Source organism: Thalassolituus sp. ST750PaO-4, assembly GCF_020320405.1.
In the GTDB taxonomy this organism is placed as follows: domain Bacteria; phylum Pseudomonadota; class Gammaproteobacteria; order Pseudomonadales; family Oceanobacteraceae; genus Venatoribacter; species Venatoribacter alkanivorans.
This window is the reverse complement of sequence record NZ_JABVCB010000008.1, coordinates 317169-338756: the sequence shown is the minus strand read 5'-3', so window position 1 is coordinate 338756 and position 21588 is coordinate 317169. Positions and strand designations below refer to the sequence as shown.

Genomic DNA, 21588 nt, shown 5'->3' with positions numbered 1-21588 from the left:
TATTGCGGGCTTTTTTGTGGATTAAATTCCGGCTTTCCAGCCGTTGGTCACCGGATAACGGCGGTCACGGCCAAAGCCACGCTGAGTTACGCGCACGCCAATGGGTGCCTGACGGCGCTTGTATTCATTAACGTCGACCAGACGCAGCACGCGCAGCACGTCGTCACGGGTAAAACCGGCACTGATGATGGCTTCGGCACTCATATCACGCTCAATATAACGCTCAAGAATGGCATCCAGCACCGGATACGGCGGCAGGCTGTCTTCGTCTTTCTGATCCGGCGCCAGTTCCGCCGATGGCGGACGATCAATCACACGCTGTGGAATCACCGGCGAGATGGAATTCCGGTATTCCGCCAGGGCGAATACCTTGGTTTTGTAGACGTCTTTTAAAGCGCCGTAACCACCGGCCATATCGCCATACAGGGTGGCGTAACCCACCGCCATTTCGCTTTTATTGCCGGTGGTCAGCACCATGTAGCCGCTCTTATTCGACATCGCCATCAGCAGCACACCGCGACAGCGTGACTGCAGGTTTTCTTCGGTGGTATCCACCGGCAGACCGGCAAACTCACCCGCAAGGGCCGCCATAAATTCACGGTACATGGGTTCAATGGAGATCGACTGGTAGCGCACGCCCATGGTTTCGGCCTGTTCTGCTGCGTCTTCTTTGCTCATGCCGGAGGTATAGGTAAACGGCATCATCACCGCCTGCACCCGCTCGGCACCTAACGCATCCACCGCAATGGCCAGTGTGAGCGCGGAGTCGATACCACCGGACAGCCCCAGCAAAACCCCTTTGAAACGGTTTTTATTGACGTAATCGCGCACACCGAGCACCAGTGCCTGATACAGACTGGCCAGTTCACTGTCCGGCTCTGCCGACTGCGCTGAAAGCGCCTGCAGCTTACCCGAGTGGTAATTCACCAGTGCCAGCGATTCGCTAAAGGATGGCATCTGCAGGACGCGCTCACCATCGGCGGCGACCGCAAAAGAACCGCCATCGAACACCAGTTCATCCTGCCCACCGACCTGATTCACATACAGCAGCGGTACATTCTGACTGCGGGCATGTTGCTGCAGCAGAGTCAGGCGCTCCCCATGCTTACCCAGATGGAAGGGCGAAGCGTTCAGGTTAAGAATCATTTCCGCACCAGCTACAACACTCTGCTCCACCGGCCCCTGGTGCCAGACATCTTCGCAGACGGTCAGACCGATACGATGCCCCAACAGATCAATAACACAGGGCTGATCACCAGCGCTGAAATAACGCTGCTCATCAAATACCTGATAATTCGGCAGGCACTGTTTGGCATAGCGCCCGAGACATTCGCCCTGATACCAGATACCGGCACAGTTATAGAGCTTGCCCTGCTCGCGCCACGGGAAACCAACGGCGATGGCGATGTTATGGCTGGCAGCGGCAATCTGCTGTAAAGCTTCTTCTACACGTGGCTGAAGGCTCGGACGCAGTAATAAATCTTCCGGCGGGTAACCGGTTACCGCCAGTTCGCTGAACACCACCAGCTGCGCACCCTGCTGTTGTGCCTGCTGTGCAGCCTCAACAATACGCTGGCCATTGCCGGAAATATCTCCGACCAGAAAGTTGTGCTGTGCCAATGCGATGGTAAGTGACTGTGACATACTCTCGGGTTACCCTGACGAATTTGCGCGTATTGTCGAAAAATTACCGGGCCGAAGCAATCATCAACGCACTGGCCGGCGCTTTTCGCCCGATATTTATACTTAAGGAGCCCCTGTGGCACGCTGGTTTAAATCCACTGAACTGGTTGTACGTGGCAACCGCTTGCTGCGCTTTTACAGCTATTATTCGCTGTTCCTTTCCCTGTTGCTGATCATTACCGATGCTATCGACCTGCAGAACGTAATTATTGGTGGCAAGCTGCCACATATTTTTCTGGTGGCATCATCAATCTATGTGATTGTCGCCTCAGGTTTTGCCGCAATCGCCAACCGCGAACCGGACCCGCAACAGGCCACCAGTTATGTCTTTGCTGAAATCGCTATTCTGGCCACTCTGATGCATGCCTCCGGCGGTCTGGATACCGGCTTTTCCAGCCTGATTCTGATTCCGGTCATGATGTCCAACCTGCTGGCTCCCGGCGTTCTCGGCTATGGGGTAGCCGCCTGGACAACCATTGCCGTGTTTTATACTCAGCACCTCTGGCCCGGTAACTACAACACCCAGGAAATTGTAAACTCCGGTTTGTATGGCTTTTTATGCTTTATCCTCGCCTGGTTAACCCAGACACTGTCACGTCGTCTGAACAGTGCCTTAACTCTGGCCTCTGATCAGGCGACACGCATCAAACGCCTGCAGCGTTTCAGCCAGCAGGCACTGCTGGAACTGCCCAACGCCGTCATCGCCTGTGATATCAATGATCATATTCTGTTTTATAACCAACAGGCGCGGCAGTGGTTCAGCCTCGCAGAAGGGGCACCGCTGCCACCGGCGTTACTGAAAGCCGAAGCCGATCAGGTTATTGAAGTACGTAACGAAAAACTGATGTTCCGTCGTGTGGCTCTGAATGGTTCCGAGCCCGGTGATTATCTGATTTATGTTGAAGAAGCCGCACGCATTGCCGCCGAGGCTCAACAGTTCAAGCTGGCATCATTAGGGCGTCTGACCGCCTCCATCGCCCATGAGATACGCAATCCGCTCAGCGCCCTGCGCCAGGCATCACAGCTGCTGGCAGAAACACCCTATCTGCAGGAAAGCGAACAGCAACTGACCCAGATCGTTGAACAACATTGCATGCGTATCAACCGTACCATCGAGGATATTCTGCAGCTGTCCAGACGTAATAAAGCCGTTGCCGAAACCCTGCGTCTGGCACCCTGGCTGCAGCATTTTCACGATCAGTTCCGCAACCTGACCAGCGGTCAGAGCTTTCATTTCAGCGTGCACTGCAACGACAGCCTGCTGGTGCAATTCGATCCGGATCATCTGCAACAGATTCTGCATAACCTGTGCGCCAATGGTCTGCGCTATGCAATTAAATCTGCACCGGATAATGCGCGTCTCACCCTTATCGCCCAAACCTTAAATGAACGTCAGGTACAGCTGGATATTATTGATAATGGCAGTGGTGTTCCGGCCGAACAACGCACCCACCTGTTTGAACCCTTTTACACCACCGAACATAATGGCACCGGACTCGGACTCTATTTATGCCGCGAACTGTGCGAAGCAAACCAGGCCCATATCCAGTATCATCCGATACCCAACGGAACCTGCTTCCGCATCATAATGCGAACATCCTGAGCCAATTGCGCCACAGAACGGACACTGTTGTATGAATAAATTTGCCGCCCTGATTATTGACGACGAACCCGACATCCGTGCCCTGATTGCACTGACGCTGAAGCGTATGGAACTGGATTGCTATCAGGCAGGAAGTGTCAGCGAAGCACTGACGTTATTGCAGGAACGTCCTTACCATTTCTGCATCACGGATATGAAATTACCGGATGGTAACGGCCTGGATCTGATTCAGCTGTGTAACACCCGCCATCCGGACATGCCGGTCGCCATGATCACCGCTTACGGCAATATGGAACTCGCCGTCAACGCGCTGAAAGCCGGCGCCTTCGATGTGGTGGCCAAACCACTGGATACCGACCGCCTGCGTGAACTGGTCAAAGCCGCCCTGCAGCTGACCAAAGTGCCGGCCAATATTGAAAACCTGCCTTCTGCCGACGGCCTGCTTGGCCAGTCAGACGGCATGCGCACGCTGAAAGAAAAAATATTCAAAGTGGCCCGCACCCAGGCACCGGTATTTATATTCGGTGAGTCCGGCACCGGCAAAGAACTGGTAGCACGTTTGATTCATCACCAAAGCGCCCGCATGGAGCAGCCGTTTATCGCCGTTAATTGCGGCGCTATCCCGCGTGATTTAATGGAGAGCGAATTCTTCGGTCACGCCAAAGGCAGTTTTACCGGCGCCAGCAGCGAAAAGGCCGGTTTTTTCCGCGCAGCCAATGGCGGCACCCTGTTCCTTGATGAAGTCGCCGAACTGCCACTTGATATGCAGGCCAAACTGCTGCGCGTAATTCAGGAAAAAGCGGTGCGCAGCGTTGGCTCCGAATTTGAAACACCGGTCGATGTGCGCATACTCTGCGCCAGCCACAAAGACCTTGGAGCACTGGTCAAAGCCGAAGAGTTCCGTCAGGACTTATATTTCCGTCTTAACGTGATCCAGATTAACGTACCGCGTCTGGCCGACCGGGCAGAAGATATTCCAATGCTGATCCGGCATTTCATCCGTAAATATTCCCAGGAATGGGGCATGCCGGAGATTATGCTGGAAGATAGCGCACAGCAGGCACTGCTGGCCTACCACTATCCGGGGAACGTACGTGAGCTGGAGAATATCCTGCAGCGTGCCGTCACCCTTGCCGAAGGTGACAGCATCGGCCTCAGCGACCTGAGCCTGAGCAAACCGATCAGCGAAGAACCGGACAGCAGCAATCCGCGTATTGAAACCAACAACCTCGAAGCCTACCTCGAGAACATTGAGCGCCGTGCCATCACCCAGGCACTGGAAGCCACGCGCTGGAACAAAACCGCCGCCGCCGAAAAGCTAGGCATCAGCTTCCGCGCGCTGCGTTACCGCTGTAAAAAACTGGAGATAGATTAAATTTCCGGATCGTTAAAGCAGCTCTGACATCAGGCCTGAGACTGAACCGAAAAACAAAATTTCAGCCTCAGGTCTGAGTGACACCAGCATAGCGGACACTAGAGTATTGAAAGCGGTGCCATGGACAGGCGCCGGCAACACTCATCTCCCGAACGGACTCAGGAGTTACTATGCATAACAATCAACATATCAAAGCCTTTACGCTTGTTGAACTGATAACAACAACCCTTATTGCAAGCCTGCTTCTCTTTGTCGGCATGCCTGCCTTTAACCGGTTTACAGAACGCCTGACTGCCGGACAACGCATATTTGAACTACAACAGGCAGTCAGCTATACACGCGCAAGTGCAATCAATAATCTGCAACGAACAACAATGTGCCCTCTCGACAGCAGCAAGCGCTGCGGCCAGGACTGGAATACAGAACTCAGTATATTTCTCGACCCGAATGAGAATAACCAGCTGGACAGTGGCGAACACCTGCTACAGCAGCTGGAGCCAACCCGGGCTGGTAACGATTTCAGAAGCTATACCGGCAGCTCTATCAGCTTTGACCCCCGGGGATTTTCCGGATTCCACAACGGCTCTTTAGGCTATTGTTTTCCCGGAAGTAAACCTATCGGAGCTGCATTCATAATCTCCAGAATGGGACGTATCCGGCGTGGTCTCGATACAGACGCAGATGGCATAGAAGAGACTGCATCTGGCCAAAATGTGCCATGTCGCTGAATTGATCGTGAACTGAGTCTCAGTCCGACAACCACTGGTCTATCTACTATGACCGCTTGTCTTGCGGGGGTTCTCCACAACAGCAGAACTGCCTAAAGTACACTCAGATATTTCCCTTACTCCGACCATCGGATACAGATATGAACTCACGATTCCGTCATCAACAAGGCTCCGCACTTCTGGTCAGCCTCGCCGTTCTGACTGCCATCACTCTCGGTGCGATGGTCGCTATGCAGCGATCCACGGTTCAGATCCGGATGATCAGTAATCTGCAGCATCAGCAGGAGATTACCAACGCTACATTAGGCACACTGAACTATCTGTATGATCAAATGGAAAATAATGGCGCACTGCAAAACGACATACTGATCAAAGCTGAAAGTCTCTACAAAGCCTCCCTGGCTGACCCTGCGACCAATACCTCATTCAATCCCTTTACTGAATTCAAGGCCAGTCTCACTCAGCCTTCGTTCAACAGCAAGAGTATCGCCACTGGTGGCATAACGGCCAGTGCCCGTAATCTCCCCGTTCCTCCGGGAACAAGCTTTTACCTGAAAGGCAAAGGAGGCTGCGGTAATGGCTGCTCGGTAATGCACGCGGCGCTCAATGTTTCTACCGTCAGTACAAATGGTGCAATCAGTGAATCTCAGGAAATTGGCGTACGCCGCCTGATTCCCGGAGGAACTGGCCAATGATTATTGCAACCCTTTTTATTAATCCCGAATTTTTACCAACCCGAGGTAAGAAACCATGAAGCTTTATTGGTTGTCTCTTATTGCTTTTGGACTGTTCAGCGGCCGTTTTGTCTATGCTGACGATACTGAGATTTATCGCAGTACCACTGGGCGCATTAACCCTAATGTGGTATTTGTGTTCGATACCTCCGGCAGTATGATTGCTGATACTGATGGTGAAGTTCCAGCCGCTACTGGAAAGAGGTCGAGACTCGATATAACAAAGCAAGCTTCAAAGAAAGCCATTCAAAACTTGTACGCGGAAGGCAAAGGAGTAAACCTTAGCATTCTCCGTTTTACAGATAGAAAAGCATCTTCTAGTAATATAACAACGGCTGAAGGTGGCTATTTATTAGTTCCGGCACTGGATATATCGAAAGCAACTAATTTTAATTTAATTACCAGCGCAATTGATTCCCTTCATGGTGCAGGCGGTACGCCGATGACGGAGAGTGTATATGAAGCAGCTTTATTTCTTTTAGGCAAACAACCTGTGTATGGTAATCTTGCATCAGGTAGCAACTATTATAGATCAACCGCAATATATGAGAAGGGGAATTGTAAAAAATATGATTGGAAATATGGATGTATTGAATATTACTACAATTATAAACACACTACAGACACCGTAAACAATCGCCTACCTAACAGCCCTTCAAGTACGATCTCTGATGGCAGTTATATATCACCTGTTACCGACACCTGCCAATCAAACCACATTGTACTATTTACAGATGGCTTGCCATCGAGTGACGAAGGCGTCAACGATACGATTAACGGGTTGATTGAAAACATGCCCAATCTGCCATCCGATCTCGATAAAGATTGTAGTGGCAGCGGTGGATGTGCAGAAGAACTGGCTTATTGGCTGCAACATACTGACCATTTCACAGACAGCAAACTGACGGGCGTTAATGACCCTAATGCCAAGGAAACTGATCAGCCAATTTATGTTCATACTGTAGGTGGCTTTAATGTTAATGATGCTGCCAATACCATGCTCAAAAAGATGGCTGAGCATGGAAACGGTATTTACCAAAAAGCTGATGATGAAGATAAGCTTGCAAAAGCGCTTGATCTGATCTTCAGATCCATTTCCGATTCAGCAGGCAACTTTGCGGCGCCAGTTGTTGCAGTAAATGCCTTCAACAGTCTTGAGCACAGAGACGAGTTATATTACTCCGTATTTAAGCCATCCGAACGCCCCGGATGGTCTGGAAATATTAAACGCTACCGCATGAATTCATCCGGACAAATTCTTGATGTAAACGGTGACCCAGCCATTGATTCATCTACTGGCTTCTTCAAAGATACCGCCAAAAGTTATTGGACTATCGGTGATCCTGATGGATCCAAAGTAACCAGTGGAGGTATTGCAAAGCATCTGCCTGCTGGCAGGAAAGTTATAACAAAACTAAGTGGTACGGGTGACATTACTGATTTAGTTAATGAAAGTAACATTTCTACCAGTATGCTGTCCGGATTACTGCCCAGCACAATGACCCTAACCTCCGCAGACAGAACAGAGATTCTTCAGTGGGCACAAGGGCTTGATCCAACGGCAACCGCCCCATTAACAACGGCCCGAGGCAGTATGGCCGATCCTCTGCATGGAAACCCAATACTGGTAACCTATAAAGAAGGCGATACTCTGACTGATGTTCTGTTCAGCGGCAATAATGCTGGATATCTGCAAGCTATCAATCCGGATGAAAACACTCCGGGAGAATACTGGGCATATATTCCTAAAGAACTTCTTCCGAATCTCGCCGTTTACCAAAAAGGTATCAGTAAATATCTGAAAATTTACGGATTAGATGGGCCTCTTAGCTTGTCTCACCTCGACACTAACGCCAACCGTGTTATTGAAAGTGGTGAAACGGCTTATCTGGCCGCAGGTATGCGCCGCGGTGGATCCAGCTACTACCTGCTCGACATCTCAAAGAAAACTGCCCCGAAACTTGTTAGTCAGATAAATAGTGGTGATTCCGGATTTGAGGAACTTGGCCAGACCTGGTCCAAGATGACTTCTGCTACGGTCATGTGGAAAGGTGTAAAAACACCGGTCTTCTTCTTTGGCGGTGGCTACGATACAGACGAAGATAATGCCAAAACCCGTATCACCCATGATAAGGGCAATGCTATTTATATGGTTAAAGCGACCACAGACAGTAACGGTAAAGCGTTTGATTTGCTCTGGAAAGTAACTGGCCGTTCAACCAACAGTCAGGGTTTAAGTCTAAGCGATATGAAGTCCAGCTTTGCCGGAGACCTTACACTGGTTGATAACGATGGCAATGGAACGGTTGATTTAATCTATGCGGCCGATGTGGGTGGCCGAATCTGGCGGTTCGATATTGACAGTAGCAATACCAGTGCAAACAACTTTGCGACCGGCGGGATAATTGCCGATTTTAATGATGGCACAGAATCCGGCAACATTCGCTTCTATACCCAACCGGATGTGGTTTATACCGACTACGGCCTGTTTGAAAGTGTCGATCCGAATGATCCAACCAATGTTATTGCCAAAAAAGAGGGGCGCTATCAAATCGCGATAGGCTCTGGTTTCCGCGCAGGTCCACTGAGCACCAGCGTTAAGGACAAGATTTTTGTAATTAATGACTTTAATACCACCAGTGTTCCGACCAGCGGTTACAGTAAAAAATCTGTTACTGATCTGGCGAATTACAAAAATTTCTCCAGTGCAAGTTACAGCCAAATACGTAATGGCTTTTACTACGAACTGACCAGATCCGGAGAGAAGGTGTTAAGTACAACACTCACGGTTAATAATGTAATTTATATTCCAACATTCCGGCCATCTGATTCAACGGTGAACATCGGTTGTGAACCAGATACTGGTCAGGCCAGTTTAATTAAAATTGAGCCCTTAAGCAGCCCACAAACAACTGAACGAAAAGTCACTACTACTGACTTGAATCAGGGCGGCATCGTGCCTAAACCTATTCTGGTTTTTCCTCCTGCCGACCCAACAACCAAGAAACCATCTGAACCAGTGATTGCTATTGGTACAGAAATTACCCCGGTAAGTGGCGACTTCAATGCTTTCCAGCAGACTTATTGGAAGGAAAACTGATCAATGAAAAGCGGTACGCGAAAAGGCTTCACGCTGGTTGAAATGATGATAGTCATTGCTATTGCAGCCATACTCCTCATGGCTGCACTGCCTGCAATGCAAAGCATGTCAGCTAATAGTCTTGCTGATCGCCTGTACAGAGACTTAGAGCTCGATTTACGCTACGCAAGAAGCCAATCCTCTACAACAGGACAATCTGTAAGCTTTGAACCGGTAGACAGCTGGAAGGGCGGATGGAAAGTCACGGATGTCAGTACGAATACAGTCCTTAGAGAAAGAAAGCTGACCCTGGCTGCCAATACGTTATCCAGCGTCACATTAAAAACCGGAAGTCCGTTAATTTTCGACCCTAAAGGACGAACCAACGCTGATGCGACAATATCCATTTCGGTTCCAGAGTGTTCTGGCCAGAGGAAAAGAACACTCCTTGTCAATCGCATCGGCCAGGTCATTCTGACAGGAGTAGCAAAATGCTGAGGAAACAAAGCGGTATCACTATGATTGAAGTGATGGTTACGCTGGCAATAACCACAACTGGTTTATTAGGCATCAGTGCATTGCAGTTGCAATCTAACAGAGCAGCCCAGGATTCCGGTAATCGCTCACAAGCAGTATGGATGCTTGAAGATCTGGCAAGTCGTATAAATTCAAACAGCACAGCTCTTGTCAACTACAACACCAATGGTGTTTACGCCTGTGGCAATGTGCCAACCCGATGCGCGGATTACGACGAGAAAGGCAGTAAGAAAGATGCCGCGATCTGCACGGCTACCGAGGTGGCTGCTTTTGATTTATGGGATGTTGCCTGCACAAAAGGTAATACAATTAACGGGGAAATTGTTCGCCAATCTTATGCTGATTTTATCAGCAACCCAAGATTGTCAATCACGGTAAATGCTGCCAATAAGCAGGCTACACTTTCTCTGACCTGGGATGTCAGGACATCGGGAAAAGATGCTGGCGGGAACACACTGTATTTTTCAAATGAAGGCACTACAGATCGAACAGCCACAATTACACGGCAGGTACAGCTATGAACAGAGCTCGTCAATCCGGGATGACATTAATTGAGTTGATGCTTGCCGCTGCGCTGAGCGTTGTTATTTCCTATTTCATTATGAACATTATGATCACCAGTGCCCGTACAGCGTCGACAGCAGAAGGTTTGTCACAGGCACAGGAAACCGGACGATTAGTAATGGCCTGGCTTGATAAAGAAATCGCAACTGCAGGCTATAACAGTGATTACCAGTCAAGCATCAGCGTTGCACCACTCGCGGAGTTATGTACAACCGCCGCGGTTCCCCCAGCCAATTCTGCGCATTGTACTTTTGAAACATCAAGCAACAATACAGGTGGTGATCGCTTAGCGATTCGCCGCTCAACCGGTGGCTTAACAGCCTCTCAAAAGGATTTGCAAACCTGTGGAGGTGAAGCCCTGGCTACCTCCATTACCGACAATATGACGCCAGTGATCGATGTTTATTGGGTAGAGCCCAATACCGGTGATACCGATCCATCAAACGATTATCAATTCCGCTGTGCAACTTATGATGAGGGTGGTATTAGACAAGGCAGCGCACAAACTATCGCTAATGGCGTTGAAAGTATGCAACTACTGGTTGGCGTAAGTGATGGATCCGGAAGCGGCAGTGTTGTCAATTTTGTTTCTGCGGATAAAGTCGCCGACTGGTCAGCTGTTACCGCCGTGCGATTAGCGATTCTTACCCGGGAGTTCAATGAAAATAATACCCTGCCAAACGATACCCGGGTATTTGGTTTACTGGATTCAACAACAGCTCCTTATACCGACACTATTGCACGCTACGTACAAAACGGTACAGTTTGGTTTCCAAATACAAAGAGAATGTGATGAATACTTTAATAAACAGCAAAGGTATTACAATACTTGAACTGATGGTAACGCTGGCGATCGTTGCAATTCTGGCATCCGCAGCTATACCTTCATACCAAAATTATTCTATGCGCGGCAACCGCAGTGATGGCATAGAAAGCATACATGCTATCTTGAGTGCCCAAGAGCGTTATTATGCTGACAATATGACCTATGCCGATTCCTTGACCAAACTCGGCATGGGAAGCACTTCATATACAACCCCTAAAGGTTATTACAAAATCACCGTCGAGAAATGTGGAGCCATGCCATACACTCAGTGCGTGCAACTGGTAGCTACTCCCCCTCAGGGAAATAGCCAAGAGAAAGATGGTATTTTAATTTTCAATACCACAGGTAAGCAGGTTAAAAAGCTTGGGTCTACTGAAGTAGACCTCTAATCGACGGCATTAAGCCGCAACTCTTTCGGCAACGAAAACACCACATTTTCCGGGCGGCCCTGCATTTCCTGCGGGGCTTCTCCGCCCAGAGCAACCAGCTTGTTAACCACTTCACGCACCAGTACTTCCGGAGCTGATGCTCCCGCGGTAATACCAACGGCTTTCACATCTTCCAGCCACTGTGGTTGGATTTCTGCGGCGTTATCAATCAGGTAAGCTTTCGCTCCCATACGCTCACCCAGCTCACGTAAACGGTTCGAGTTGGAGCTGTTCGGTGAGCCGACAACCAGTAACAAATCACAATCGGCGGCCAGATTTTTCACTGCATCCTGACGATTTTGCGTGGCGTAACAGATATCATCTTTACGCGGCCCCTGAATATTGGGGAACTTTACCCGCAGAGCATCAATTACACGCGCAGTGTCATCCATAGATAACGTCGTCTGCGTTACATACGACAATCTGTCCGGATTATTTACCGCCAGTGCTTCCACATCTTCTTCGTCTTCGACCAGATAAATATGTCCGCCCTGAGCATAATCATACTGCCCCATTGTGCCTTCAACTTCCGGATGACCTTTATGGCCAATCAGAATGCACTCACTGCCATCGGCGCTGTAGCGGCTGACTTCCAGATGTACCTTGGTCACTAATGGACAGGTCGCATCAAATACGCGCAAGCCACGATCTTCTGCGGTTTTTCGTACCGCCTGAGATACACCATGGGCAGAAAAAATAACAATGCTGTTATCCGGCACCTCATCCAGTTCATCGACAAAAATAGCACCACGCTCGCGCAGGCCATTCACCACAAATTTGTTATGCACCACTTCATGGCGCACATAAATCGGTGGTTCAAATAAATCGAGCGCACGGTTAACAATGTCGATAGCGCGATCAACACCAGCACAAAAACCCCGTGGATTAGCGAGTTTAATCTGCATCATGAACCTCAAGAATCTGCACTTCAAACTGCAGGGTTTTACCCGCCAGCGGGTGGTTGAAATCAACAGTTACCCAATCGCCTTCCACTTTGCTGATAACGCCCGGCAGTTCTGCTCCCTGAGCGTCAGCAAAAGAGACCATTAAGCCCGGTGCAACCGGCATATCAACAGGGAAGCTGTTGCGCTTCATTTCCTGCATATTCTGCGGATTCGGCTGGCCAAAGGCTTTTTCCGGCGGCACGCTGAAGGTCTTATGATCGCCGGTTGCCAGTCCCAGTAAATACTCCTCGAAACCTGGCAGCAGATTGCCATCGCCCAAAACAAAGTTAACCGGGCTACGTTCAAAGGTTGAATCAACAATCTGCTCATCGTCGATTTTCAACGCAAAGTGCATTGTGATTTTACTGTCTGCTGCAATGATTCCGACGGACATAATAACTACTCAATAAAAACTATATTTCAGGAAGCCTGACGACGTTCCTGCCAGGTCTCGCGCACAACATCCAATGCCATCATCACAGCACCGACGGTAATTGCCGAGTCAGCCAGATTAAAAGCCGGAAAATACGAACGATCCCAATGTACGGAAATAAAATCGATCACATGACCATACACCAGGCGATCAAATAAATTGCCCAAAGCACCGCCTAAAATCAGCGCCAGCGCAACCGGCATCCAGATTTGTGTACGCGGCAAACGTTTCAGCCAGACAATCAGCATGACACTCACGCCAAGCGAGACTGCGGTAAAAAACCAGCGCTGCCAGCCAGACTCATCAGCGAGAAAACTGAAGGCCGCCCCACGGTTATACAGCAGGGTAAAATCCAGTACGGGCAATAAATATACCGGACGGCCATACGTCAGCATCATTTCGGCCAGCTGTTTGGTGGCGATATCCAGCACGAATACCGCCAGTGCCAACCAGAGCCAGATTAATGCTGAGCGGGACTGCTGAGAATTCGGCATTTATGCAAAACGACGGACTTCGCCATCGCCCTCCACGTTTTCCACACAACGGCCGCACAGCGTCGGATGCTGAACATTCTGACCAATATCATCGCTGTGGTGCCAGCAGCGCTCACATTTGTCATGTGCAGACGCTTTAACCTGCACACGCAAACCTGTCAGCTCGGTTTCAACACCGGCTGCAGCATTGAAATCCAATACCTGAACACCGGAAGTAATGAGCACGAAACGCAGTTCATCACCCAGTTTTTCCAGCTGAGTTTTCAGTTCAGGCTGCGCGTAAATTTCTACTTCGGCACTCAGGCTCGCACCGATGATTTTATCGGTACGGGCTTTTTCCAGCACACCGTTCACTGCGATTTTAGCGGCGATAATATCGCCCCAGAATGCATCATCAAAGGTGCTGGCTCCGGTGTCAGGGAAAGCGTTGTACCATTCGGCCAGCATAACTGATTCCTCACGCTCACCGGCCAGACAGCTCCAGATCTCTTCTGCTGTAAATGACAGAATCGGAGCAATCCAGCGACTCATCGCTTCCAGCACGTGGTACAGAGCCGTCTGCGCACTACGGCGTGGCAGACCATCGGCTTTACAGGTGTACTGACGGTCTTTAATCACATCAAGATAGAAACCACCCAGCTCCGTCACACAGAAATTCATCAGTGTTTTGGTCAGGCCTTTAAAGTCATAGTTGTGGTAGTAACCAATAACTTTGTCCTGCAACTGGCGGGTATAATTCACCATCCAGGCATCCAGCGGCAGCAGTTCATTTCCGGCAACCATATCGGTCTGCGGGTTAAAGCCATTAATATTGGCCAGCAGGAAACGACAGGTATTACGTACACGACGGTATGAATCCGCACTGCGCTTGAAGATGTCCTGAGACACCGTAATTTCACCGGTGTAATCAACATCACCAACCCACCAACGCAGAATATCGCCCCCGTACTGTTTAATAACCTCGGCAGGCTCGATCGTATTGCCCAGCGACTTGGACATTTTGTGGCCATTACTGTCGACCGTAAAACCGTGCGTCAGCACACTTTTATAAGGTGCCTCACCGTACGCGGCGACACTGGTCAGCAAGGAGCTCTGGAACCAGCCACGATGCTGGTCTGAACCTTCCATATAAAGATCAGCCGGTGCCCGCAATCCTTTACGCTGACGCAAAACCGCGCTGTGGGATACACCGGAATCAAACCATACATCCAGCGTATCGGTGACTTTTACATAGTGTTCGGCGTCAGCGCCTAACAGCTCAGCGGCTTCGAGTTCAAACCAGGCATCAATACCTTTTTCTTCAACTTTCAGGGCCACTTTTTCAATCAAGGCCGCAGAATCCGGATGCAGTGCACTGGTTTCTTTATGCACAAATAACGCAATCGGCACGCCCCAGGTACGCTGACGGGAAATACACCAGTCAGGGCGGTCGGTCATCATGCTTTCGATACGCGCCTGACCCCAGCTTGGCTTCCACTCGATATTTTCATTCACTTCATGCAGGGCTTTTTCCAGCAATCCGGCCTGATTCATACTGATAAACCACTGCGGCGTGGCGCGGAAAATAATCGGCGTTTTATGACGCCAGCAATGCGGATAGCTGTGGGTAATTTTCGCTTTTTTCAGCAATGCGCCTTTTTCTGCCAACAGACCCAGCACACGGAAATTACCTTTATCGGCGGTACTTAATCCTGCCAGCTCCAGCGCATCCAGAGCTGCGTTGCTGATAAAGTTACCGGCGCCATCAACCAACATATCGTCAGATTTAACGTCAAAACGTTTAGACACCACAAAGTCGTCCGCACCGTGCATAGGTGCGGTATGCACCGCTCCGGTACCGGACTCTGCTGTTACGTGATCACCGGTAATGACAGGCACATATTTCGCACCGCCGTCTGCCGCGGGCATAAACGGGTGTTGTACAACGAAAGGTGCTGTTGCCTGCCCATCCAACTGGCCAAAAACCGAACCTTTAGCTGTGGCGATCACTTCAAAACCATCGGCCGCGATACTGTAGCGCTGCATGGCATCGTTCACCAGATCGGCGGCCAGCAGCAGAATTTCATCCTGTTCTTTCAGCAATACCAGCGAGTATTCCAGCGTCGGGTGTACAGATACGGCTTCGTTAGCCGGCAGCGTCCATGGTGTGGTGGTCCAGATCACAATACTGATCGTTTTTGCCGCCAGTGACGCATCAGCAGCAAAAGCCTGCAGCAATGCAGCACTGTCCGCAAAGGCGAATTTCACATCGATAGCGATGGATTGTTTATCCTGATATTCCACCTCAGCTTCGGCCAGTGCAGAACCACAGTCAGAACACCAGTTAACCGGTTTGAAGCCTTTGTGCAGATGGCCGTTATCGATGATTTTACCCAGCGTACGGATGATGTCGGCTTCGAATTTAAAATCCATGGTCAGGTACGGGTTTTCCCAGTCCCCCAGTACCATCAGGCGTTTGAAATCGGCGCGCTGGCCATTCACCTGCTCCATCGCATATTCACGGCAATGCTTACGGAATTCACTGGCGCTGACATTCACGCCAACCTTGCCGACTTTTTCTTCTACTTTTAATTCAATCGGCAAGCCGTGACAGTCCCATCCCGGTACGTAAGGTGAGTCCTTACCGCTGAGCGTCTGCGACTTCACGATGATGTCTTTTACGATTTTATTAATGGAGTGACCCAGGTGAATCTTGCCGTTCGCGTACGGCGGGCCATCGTGCAGAATAAACTGATCACGGCCGGCACGGGCTTCACGAATTTTCTGGTACAGGCCAATCTGCTCCCAACGGGCGAGCATTTCCGGTTCACGCTGTGCCAGATTTCCGCGCATCGGGAAGTCGGTATCGGGCAAATTCAGCGTCGCTTTATATTGGCTTTCCACTTTATCGTTCATAGCTGCGTCACTTTTCTGAAAGTCTGAATTCGGTTCAAAATCGGGATGAATCAGGCAAGGCGGCAAAATAATGTCTGGCCGCTGTTTTATCGGCCGTAATGGCCTGCTTTAGTTCATCCAGACCAGAAAATTTCTGTTCTTCGCGGATTTTATGTAAAAACTCCACCGTTAAATGGCGGTGGTAGAGATCGCCCTGAAAATCCAGCAGGTGTACTTCCAGCGAAGGTTCCGGCTCTCCGCTGATGGTGGGCTTAACACCACAATTGGCCACGCCCTGATATTTCTTGCCGCAGGCTTCGTCAATGGCACACACGGCAAACACACCAGTCAGCGGTAATTTACTGCGCCGCACCATCACATTGGCCGTTGGCGTATCCAGCATACGGCCCAGCTGACGGCCAAAGGCGACACGGCCCGACATGCGGTAAGGGTGTCCCAGCAGATGCGCGACACGCGCCAGATTATTCGCGGCCAGCTCGCTGCGTACGCGGGTACTGCTGACCCGCTCGCCGTCCACCTCAAAGGTAGAAGTATCCTGTACACGGAAACCATGTTCCTGCCCGGCAGCAGCCAGCGCCTGATAATCACCGCTGCGGTCACAGCCAAAACGGAAATCATCACCGACGATCAGGTGCTTAACGCCTAAGGCAGAAATCAGAATATCGCGGATAAAGGCATCCGCCGGCATAGAGCGCAGCGTCTGGTTAAACGGCAGGCACAGCACATAATCCACACCCTGAGCCGCGAGATCCTGCAGCTTCTCACGCAGGTTAGCCAGACGTGCCGGTGCCACATGAGGCGCAAAAAACTCCTTCGGCTGGGGCTCGAATAACATAACCAGGGTTGGCACCGAGTGTTGCTGCGCGACCGCTTTAAGCGCCCGCAGAATCCCCTGATGGCCAAGATGCAGGCCATCGAAATTACCGATCGTAACCGCACAACCGCTGAAGTCTTCCGGAATGTTATGAAGCCCACGCAATAAGCGCATCTACAACCACTACCCGCCGAATACAAAGGGCCGGATTATAGCCAAATGACTGCTCAGGGAACAGCCATTTGGCCAGACGTATGATTTCAGAAAACTTCGCCGCGCAGATGGCGCAAACGCAGCCCCGCTGCAATCAGCAAAGAAAAATACAGAGCGATACCGGAGACAACGATCAGCGCCATCCAGCCGGCACGCAGTGAAGGCGACCATTCCAGCCAGCTCTGCGCCGGCCCCATCAGCCACCACATAAGTGCCGCCAGAGCCCCATTAGCCAGCGCTAACTTGCCGGCAAAAGACCACCATCCGGTCTGCGGCTGATAGACCCCCTGCTTACGCAGGCCGCGGTACAGCATATACACGTTAAAATAGGCCGACAGCGAGGTAGCCAGTGCCAGACCCGCATGAGCGTACGGGAAAACCAGAATCAGGTTCAGCACCATATTCACCACCATCGCCTGAATACCGATTTTTACCGGGGTTTTCGTATCCTGACGGGCGTAATAGCCCGGCGCCAGCACCTTAATCATCATAAAGGCCAGCAAACCACTGCCGTAAGCCTGCAGGCTCAGACTCATCTTGCCGACATCGTAGGCCGTCACTTCTCCATGGAAGAAGATGGTCGACATCAGCGGCGTCGCCAGCAGCACCAGCGCCAGCGCGGCCGGCAGCGCAATCAGAAATACCATACGCACCGCCCAGTCGAGGGTACGGGAAAAGCTGTCCTTTTCATCCGCAGCATGACGACCCGACAGCGCCGGCAGAATCACCACACCGATAGCGATAGCAAAAACGCCCAGCGGCAGGTTGTTCAGGCGGTCGGAATAATACAGCCAGCTCACCGAGCCGCTCTCCAGAAAAGACGCCAGCAGAGTATCCAGTAGCAGATTGATCTGACTGACCGATACACCAAACAGCGCCGGCACCATCAGACTGCCGATACGCTTAACACCTTCATCTTTGGGCTGATATTGCGGGCGCACCAGCAGTCCCAGCCGCGCCACAAAAGGCAACTGAAATACCAGCTGCACCAGACCAGCCAGACACACACCCCAGGCCAGCGCAAACAACGGCTCTTCAAACCAGTCGGTCATCACCAGCGTGGCGAAAATCATGCACAGATTCAGCAACACCGGAGTAAACGCCGGTACCGCGAAACGGCCGTAACTGTTCAGTACGCTGGAAGCAAAGGCCGTCAGCGAAATAAACAACAGATAAGGAAAGGTGATACGCAGCAGATCGGCGGTTAAAGCAAATTTTTCCGGATCATTACGGAAGCCCGGCGCAAAAATCCAGGGCAGATAATCGGCAAACAACAGCGCCAGCAGTGTCACCGCCAGCAGTGCCGTTCCCAGCACACCGGAAGTACGGGCAATCAGCAGCTGCACTTCTTCCAGCGGCCGCAGGCGGCGGTATTCGCTCAGCACCGGTACAAAAGCGACGGAGAAAGCCCCTTCGGCAAACAGACGACGGAAGAAATTGGGAATTTTGAAGGCAACAAAGAAAGCATCGGCGCGGGCACCAAAATACTGCGCCACTACCACATCACGGATCAGCCCCAGCACCCGGCTGAGCAGCGTCATCAGGCTGACAATCGACGACGAACGCAGCAGGCCCAGACCTTTACCGGCTGGCTTCTGTTCGGCGGGAGTAGGGTCTTGCGGTTGCGTCATACGAGTCTCCATTTACCTGCGCGTATCATACGCAGCTACACCGGAAAGTCTGTAGGAAAGTCAGCCAGCGCCTGACACTATCCGCGCAGCAAACGACAGAGACAAAAAAACCCGCAAAAGCGGGTTTTTCGTCCGAACCGGAACGTTAATCAGAGATTAACCTTTCAGTGCGAAAACCTTAGCATTCAGACGACTCTTGATACGTCCAGCAGTATTCTTGTGCAGAATACCTTTGTTCACCATTTTGTCGATGTAAGGTTGAGTCTTAGTAAACGCAGCCTGGGCTTGGTCATAGTCGTTAGTCGCAACAGCAGCGTGTACTTTCTTAATGTAAGTACGCACCATTGAGCGCAGAGCTACAGTACGAGCACGACGTTTGATAGCCTGACGGGCGCGTTTACGAGAACCAGCGGAATTTGCCACAGTCGGCTCCTCAAAATTGGTTTATCAATCAAATCTAAGAGGGCCGGGATTATCCAGACATCCCGCCCCAGTGTCAACAAGGGCACCGCTTAAAAAGCAGTCCCTTCCCTTAATGATCAGTCGATGATCACTTTTGCAAAAGACTTCACCAGCGAATCCACGGCTTTCATCTGCTCCAGATACACTTCCAGCTTATCCAGCGGTAAGGCACAAGGGCCATCACACTTGGCTTCAGCCGGATTCGGGTGTGCCTCCAGAAACAGACCAGCAATCCCCAGAGCCATACCGGAACGTGCCAGCTGGAACGCCTGCTGACGGCGTCCATCGGCAGAATCGGCACGACCACCAGGACGCTGCAACGCGTGCGTGGCGTCGAAAATAACCGGCGCCATGGTCTTCATATCGTCCATACCCAGCATATCCACCACCAGGTTGTTATAACCGAAGCTGGAACCACGCTCACATAACATGACGCGCTCATTACCGGCTTCAGCAAACTTCTTGATGATATGGCGCATTTCATGCGGCGCCAGGAACTGCGGCTTCTTCACGTTAATGGCCGCACCGGTTTTGGCCATAGCCACCACCAGATCGGTCTGACGCGCAAGAAACGCAGGCAGCTGGATAACATCCACCACTTCAGCCACAGGTGCGGCCTGATAAGGTTCGTGTACATCGGTGATCAGCGGTACGTTAAAGGTCTTTTTGATTTCTTCAAAAATCTTCAGACCTTCTTCCATGCCCGGACCACGGTAGGAATTGATCGAGGAGCGGTTAGCCTTGTCAAAAGATGCTTTGAACACATACGGAATGCCAAGCTTTTCCGTTACTTTTACGTAGTGTTCACAGATCTGCATTGCCAGGTCACGGCTTTCCAGCACATTCATGCCGCCAAACAAAGTGAAAGGCGCGTCATTACTGACGTTAATACCGGCTACGTTTACGGCCTCGATCATGTTATTCCTCTGCTTATTCTTACTTTTGCTTAACGCACAGCCCAAGTGCTGCGCCAAAGTTACAAGACTACCAGATTATCGCGGTGAATAATCTCCGGCTCGGCAATATACCCCAGAGCCTGCTCCAGCTGCGCAGTCGGTGTGCGCACGATTTTCTGAGCGTCAGACTGGTTGTAATTAACCAGACCTTTAGCCACCAGATTGCCCTGCTCGTCTTTACAGGCCACCACCTGGCCACGTTCAAACTTACCACCAACCGCCACCACACCAATCGGCAGCAGACTGCGGCCACCTTCGCGCAAGGCTTTAATCGCCCCGGCATCCAGCACCAGTTCACCATGGGTCTGTAAATGCCCGGCAATCCACTGCTTACGCGCCGCCACCGGCTCTTTATCAGCCAGCAACATAGTACCCAGCACTTCACCGGCCCGCAGACGGGTTATGACGTTATCAATGCGGCCACCGACAATCACAGTGTCCGCACCGGAACGCGCCGCCAGTTTGGCCGCACGGATCTTGGTGATCATGCCACCACGCCCCAATACACCGCCGCCGCCGGCCATCGCCATATACTGCGGATCTGAGGCACGCCCTTCGGCGATCAGCTCAGCATCTGGGTTTGAACGCGGATCCGCGGTAAACAGGCCCAGCTGATCGGTCAGAATCACCAGTACATCGGCTTCCACCAGATTGGCAACCAGCGCCCCAAGGGTATCGTTATCACCGAATTTGATTTCGTCGGTAACCACGGTGTCGTTCTCATTGATCACCGGCACCACACCCAGACTAAGCAACGTGCGCAGGGTACTGCGGGCATTCAGGTAACGCTTGCGGTCGCTGAGATCATCATGGGTCAGCAGAACCTGTGCGGTAGCGCGCTTGTGACCGGCAAAAGCCGTCTCATAGGCCTGCACCAGCCCCATCTGACCGACCGCTGCAGCGGCCTGCAGCTTATGCACTTCGTCCGGACGCTTGCTCCAGCCCAGACGAGTCATGCCTTCTGCCACCGAACCCGATGATACCAGCACTACTTCGTGACCCTGCTGCAGCAAAGCTGCAATCTGATCCACCCAGCTCTGCATACCTTCACGATTCAGACCACGGCCATCATTGGTCAGCAACGCGCTGCCAATTTTAATGACCCAGCGCTTCTGTTGCGCCAGCTTCTGCCGGGTTTCCTGCCACTCCACAGCCGTCATTGCTTTCTGCCTGTTGCTCTCTGCGACTG

The 21588-nt window shown here is 51.2% G+C and carries 19 protein-coding genes; 9 read left to right on the top strand and 10 right to left on the bottom strand.

Annotated elements, in window-relative coordinates:
* Positions 1-21: 21 nt before the first annotated feature.
* Positions 22-1644: an NAD+ synthase gene (locus tag HUF18_RS11020; protein WP_225692226.1), complete on the bottom strand. Its 1623-nt coding sequence runs from the start codon at positions 1642-1644 to the stop codon at positions 22-24.
* A 115-nt stretch (positions 1645-1759) separates the two neighbouring features.
* Between HUF18_RS11020 and HUF18_RS19785 the strand changes: the two genes are divergently transcribed.
* The 9 genes from HUF18_RS19785 to HUF18_RS10975 all read left to right on the top strand — a co-directional run bounded on the left by HUF18_RS19785 (position 1760) and on the right by HUF18_RS10975 (position 11518).
* The gene (locus HUF18_RS19785) at positions 1760-3286 is read left to right on the top strand and encodes a sensor histidine kinase (protein ID WP_225692225.1); all 1527 of its coding nucleotides are present in this window, start codon (positions 1760-1762) and stop codon (positions 3284-3286) included.
* 31 nt (positions 3287-3317) lie between these two features.
* Entirely contained in the window at positions 3318-4661 is a 1344-nt protein-coding gene (locus HUF18_RS11010) for a sigma-54-dependent transcriptional regulator (protein ID WP_145469709.1), read from the top strand.
* Between the two features lie 170 nt (positions 4662-4831).
* Positions 4832-5389, top strand: a complete 558-nt coding sequence (locus tag HUF18_RS11005) for a GspH/FimT family pseudopilin (protein ID WP_225692224.1) — start codon at positions 4832-4834, stop codon at positions 5387-5389.
* A gap of 140 nt (positions 5390-5529) precedes the next feature.
* Entirely contained in the window at positions 5530-6084 is a 555-nt protein-coding gene (locus tag HUF18_RS11000; RefSeq protein WP_225692223.1) for a pilus assembly PilX family protein, read from the top strand.
* Between the two features lie 55 nt (positions 6085-6139).
* Positions 6140-9223, top strand: coding sequence for a PilC/PilY family type IV pilus protein (locus HUF18_RS10995; RefSeq protein WP_225692222.1), 3084 nt, complete (start codon positions 6140-6142; stop codon positions 9221-9223).
* Positions 9224-9226: 3 nt separating this feature from the next.
* Complete coding sequence (locus HUF18_RS10990; RefSeq protein WP_225692221.1) at positions 9227-9700, top strand: GspH/FimT family pseudopilin; 474 nt, start codon at positions 9227-9229, stop codon at positions 9698-9700.
* Positions 9694-10260, top strand: coding sequence for a type IV pilus modification protein PilV (gene pilV, locus HUF18_RS10985; RefSeq protein ID WP_225692220.1), 567 nt, complete (start codon positions 9694-9696; stop codon positions 10258-10260). Before HUF18_RS10990 ends, pilV begins: the two co-directional genes overlap by 7 nt.
* On the top strand, positions 10257-11096 hold the full coding sequence (locus HUF18_RS10980) for a PilW family protein (protein ID WP_225692219.1): 840 nt from the start codon (positions 10257-10259) through the stop codon (positions 11094-11096). Before pilV ends, HUF18_RS10980 begins: the two co-directional genes overlap by 4 nt.
* Positions 11096-11518, top strand: a complete 423-nt coding sequence (locus tag HUF18_RS10975) for a type IV pilin protein (protein WP_225692218.1) — start codon at positions 11096-11098, stop codon at positions 11516-11518. Before HUF18_RS10980 ends, HUF18_RS10975 begins: the two co-directional genes overlap by 1 nt.
* Here HUF18_RS10975 and ispH read toward each other — a convergent pair.
* The 9 genes from ispH to proB all read right to left on the bottom strand — a co-directional run bounded on the left by ispH (position 11515) and on the right by proB (position 21559).
* Positions 11515-12462, bottom strand: coding sequence for a 4-hydroxy-3-methylbut-2-enyl diphosphate reductase (gene ispH, locus HUF18_RS10970; protein WP_225692345.1), 948 nt, complete (start codon positions 12460-12462; stop codon positions 11515-11517). The genes HUF18_RS10975 and ispH overlap by 4 nt on opposite strands.
* Positions 12452-12895, bottom strand: a complete 444-nt coding sequence (gene fkpB / locus HUF18_RS10965; RefSeq protein WP_225692217.1) for an FKBP-type peptidyl-prolyl cis-trans isomerase — start codon at positions 12893-12895, stop codon at positions 12452-12454. The genes ispH and fkpB overlap by 11 nt, the downstream gene beginning before the upstream one ends.
* 26 nt (positions 12896-12921) lie before the next feature.
* A complete protein-coding gene (gene lspA, locus HUF18_RS10960; RefSeq protein WP_145469719.1) occupies positions 12922-13428 on the bottom strand; it encodes a signal peptidase II in 507 nt (168 codons plus the stop codon).
* The gene (gene ileS, locus HUF18_RS10955; RefSeq protein ID WP_225692216.1) at positions 13429-16323 is read right to left on the bottom strand and encodes an isoleucine--tRNA ligase; all 2895 of its coding nucleotides are present in this window, start codon (positions 16321-16323) and stop codon (positions 13429-13431) included.
* A gap of 34 nt (positions 16324-16357) precedes the next feature.
* On the bottom strand, positions 16358-17311 hold the full coding sequence (ribF, locus tag HUF18_RS10950; protein WP_225692215.1) for a bifunctional riboflavin kinase/FAD synthetase: 954 nt from the start codon (positions 17309-17311) through the stop codon (positions 16358-16360).
* A gap of 86 nt (positions 17312-17397) precedes the next feature.
* The gene (murJ, locus tag HUF18_RS10945; protein WP_225692214.1) at positions 17398-18981 is read right to left on the bottom strand and encodes a murein biosynthesis integral membrane protein MurJ; all 1584 of its coding nucleotides are present in this window, start codon (positions 18979-18981) and stop codon (positions 17398-17400) included.
* A 156-nt stretch (positions 18982-19137) separates the two neighbouring features.
* Positions 19138-19404 (bottom strand): 30S ribosomal protein S20, encoded by a 267-nt coding sequence (rpsT, locus tag HUF18_RS10940; RefSeq protein WP_145469723.1) that lies wholly within the window; start codon positions 19402-19404, stop codon positions 19138-19140.
* 116 nt (positions 19405-19520) lie between these two features.
* The gene (gene kdsA, locus HUF18_RS10935; protein WP_145469724.1) at positions 19521-20360 is read right to left on the bottom strand and encodes a 3-deoxy-8-phosphooctulonate synthase; all 840 of its coding nucleotides are present in this window, start codon (positions 20358-20360) and stop codon (positions 19521-19523) included.
* 59 nt (positions 20361-20419) lie between these two features.
* Complete coding sequence (gene proB / locus HUF18_RS10930) at positions 20420-21559, bottom strand: glutamate 5-kinase (protein ID WP_186435960.1); 1140 nt, start codon at positions 21557-21559, stop codon at positions 20420-20422.
* Positions 21560-21588 lie beyond the last annotated feature (29 nt).

Bases quoted from the DNA above. Each gene is read 5' to 3' on its own strand.
- HUF18_RS11000 (WP_225692223.1), top strand. From the start codon at position 5,530: ATGAACTCACGATTCCGTCATCAACAAGGCTCCGCACTTCTGGTCAGC.
- HUF18_RS11020 (WP_225692226.1), bottom strand. From the start codon at position 1,644: ATGTCACAGTCACTTACCATCGCATTGGCACAGCACAACTTTCTGGTC.
- fkpB (WP_225692217.1), bottom strand. From the start codon at position 12,895: ATGTCCGTCGGAATCATTGCAGCAGACAGTAAAATCACAATGCACTTT.
- HUF18_RS10990 (WP_225692221.1), top strand. From the start codon at position 9,227: ATGAAAAGCGGTACGCGAAAAGGCTTCACGCTGGTTGAAATGATGATA.
- HUF18_RS11010 (WP_145469709.1), top strand. From the start codon at position 3,318: ATGAATAAATTTGCCGCCCTGATTATTGACGACGAACCCGACATCCGT.
- HUF18_RS10995 (WP_225692222.1), top strand. From the start codon at position 6,140: ATGAAGCTTTATTGGTTGTCTCTTATTGCTTTTGGACTGTTCAGCGGC.
- murJ (WP_225692214.1), bottom strand. From the start codon at position 18,981: ATGACGCAACCGCAAGACCCTACTCCCGCCGAACAGAAGCCAGCCGGT.
- pilV (WP_225692220.1), top strand. From the start codon at position 9,694: ATGCTGAGGAAACAAAGCGGTATCACTATGATTGAAGTGATGGTTACG.
- HUF18_RS11005 (WP_225692224.1), top strand. From the start codon at position 4,832: ATGCATAACAATCAACATATCAAAGCCTTTACGCTTGTTGAACTGATA.
- ileS (WP_225692216.1), bottom strand. From the start codon at position 16,323: ATGAACGATAAAGTGGAAAGCCAATATAAAGCGACGCTGAATTTGCCC.
- ribF (WP_225692215.1), bottom strand. From the start codon at position 17,311: ATGCGCTTATTGCGTGGGCTTCATAACATTCCGGAAGACTTCAGCGGT.
- kdsA (WP_145469724.1), bottom strand. From the start codon at position 20,360: ATGATCGAGGCCGTAAACGTAGCCGGTATTAACGTCAGTAATGACGCG.
- HUF18_RS10975 (WP_225692218.1), top strand. From the start codon at position 11,096: ATGAATACTTTAATAAACAGCAAAGGTATTACAATACTTGAACTGATG.
- lspA (WP_145469719.1), bottom strand. From the start codon at position 13,428: ATGCCGAATTCTCAGCAGTCCCGCTCAGCATTAATCTGGCTCTGGTTG.
- proB (WP_186435960.1), bottom strand. From the start codon at position 21,559: ATGACGGCTGTGGAGTGGCAGGAAACCCGGCAGAAGCTGGCGCAACAG.
- HUF18_RS10980 (WP_225692219.1), top strand. From the start codon at position 10,257: ATGAACAGAGCTCGTCAATCCGGGATGACATTAATTGAGTTGATGCTT.
- ispH (WP_225692345.1), bottom strand. From the start codon at position 12,462: ATGCAGATTAAACTCGCTAATCCACGGGGTTTTTGTGCTGGTGTTGAT.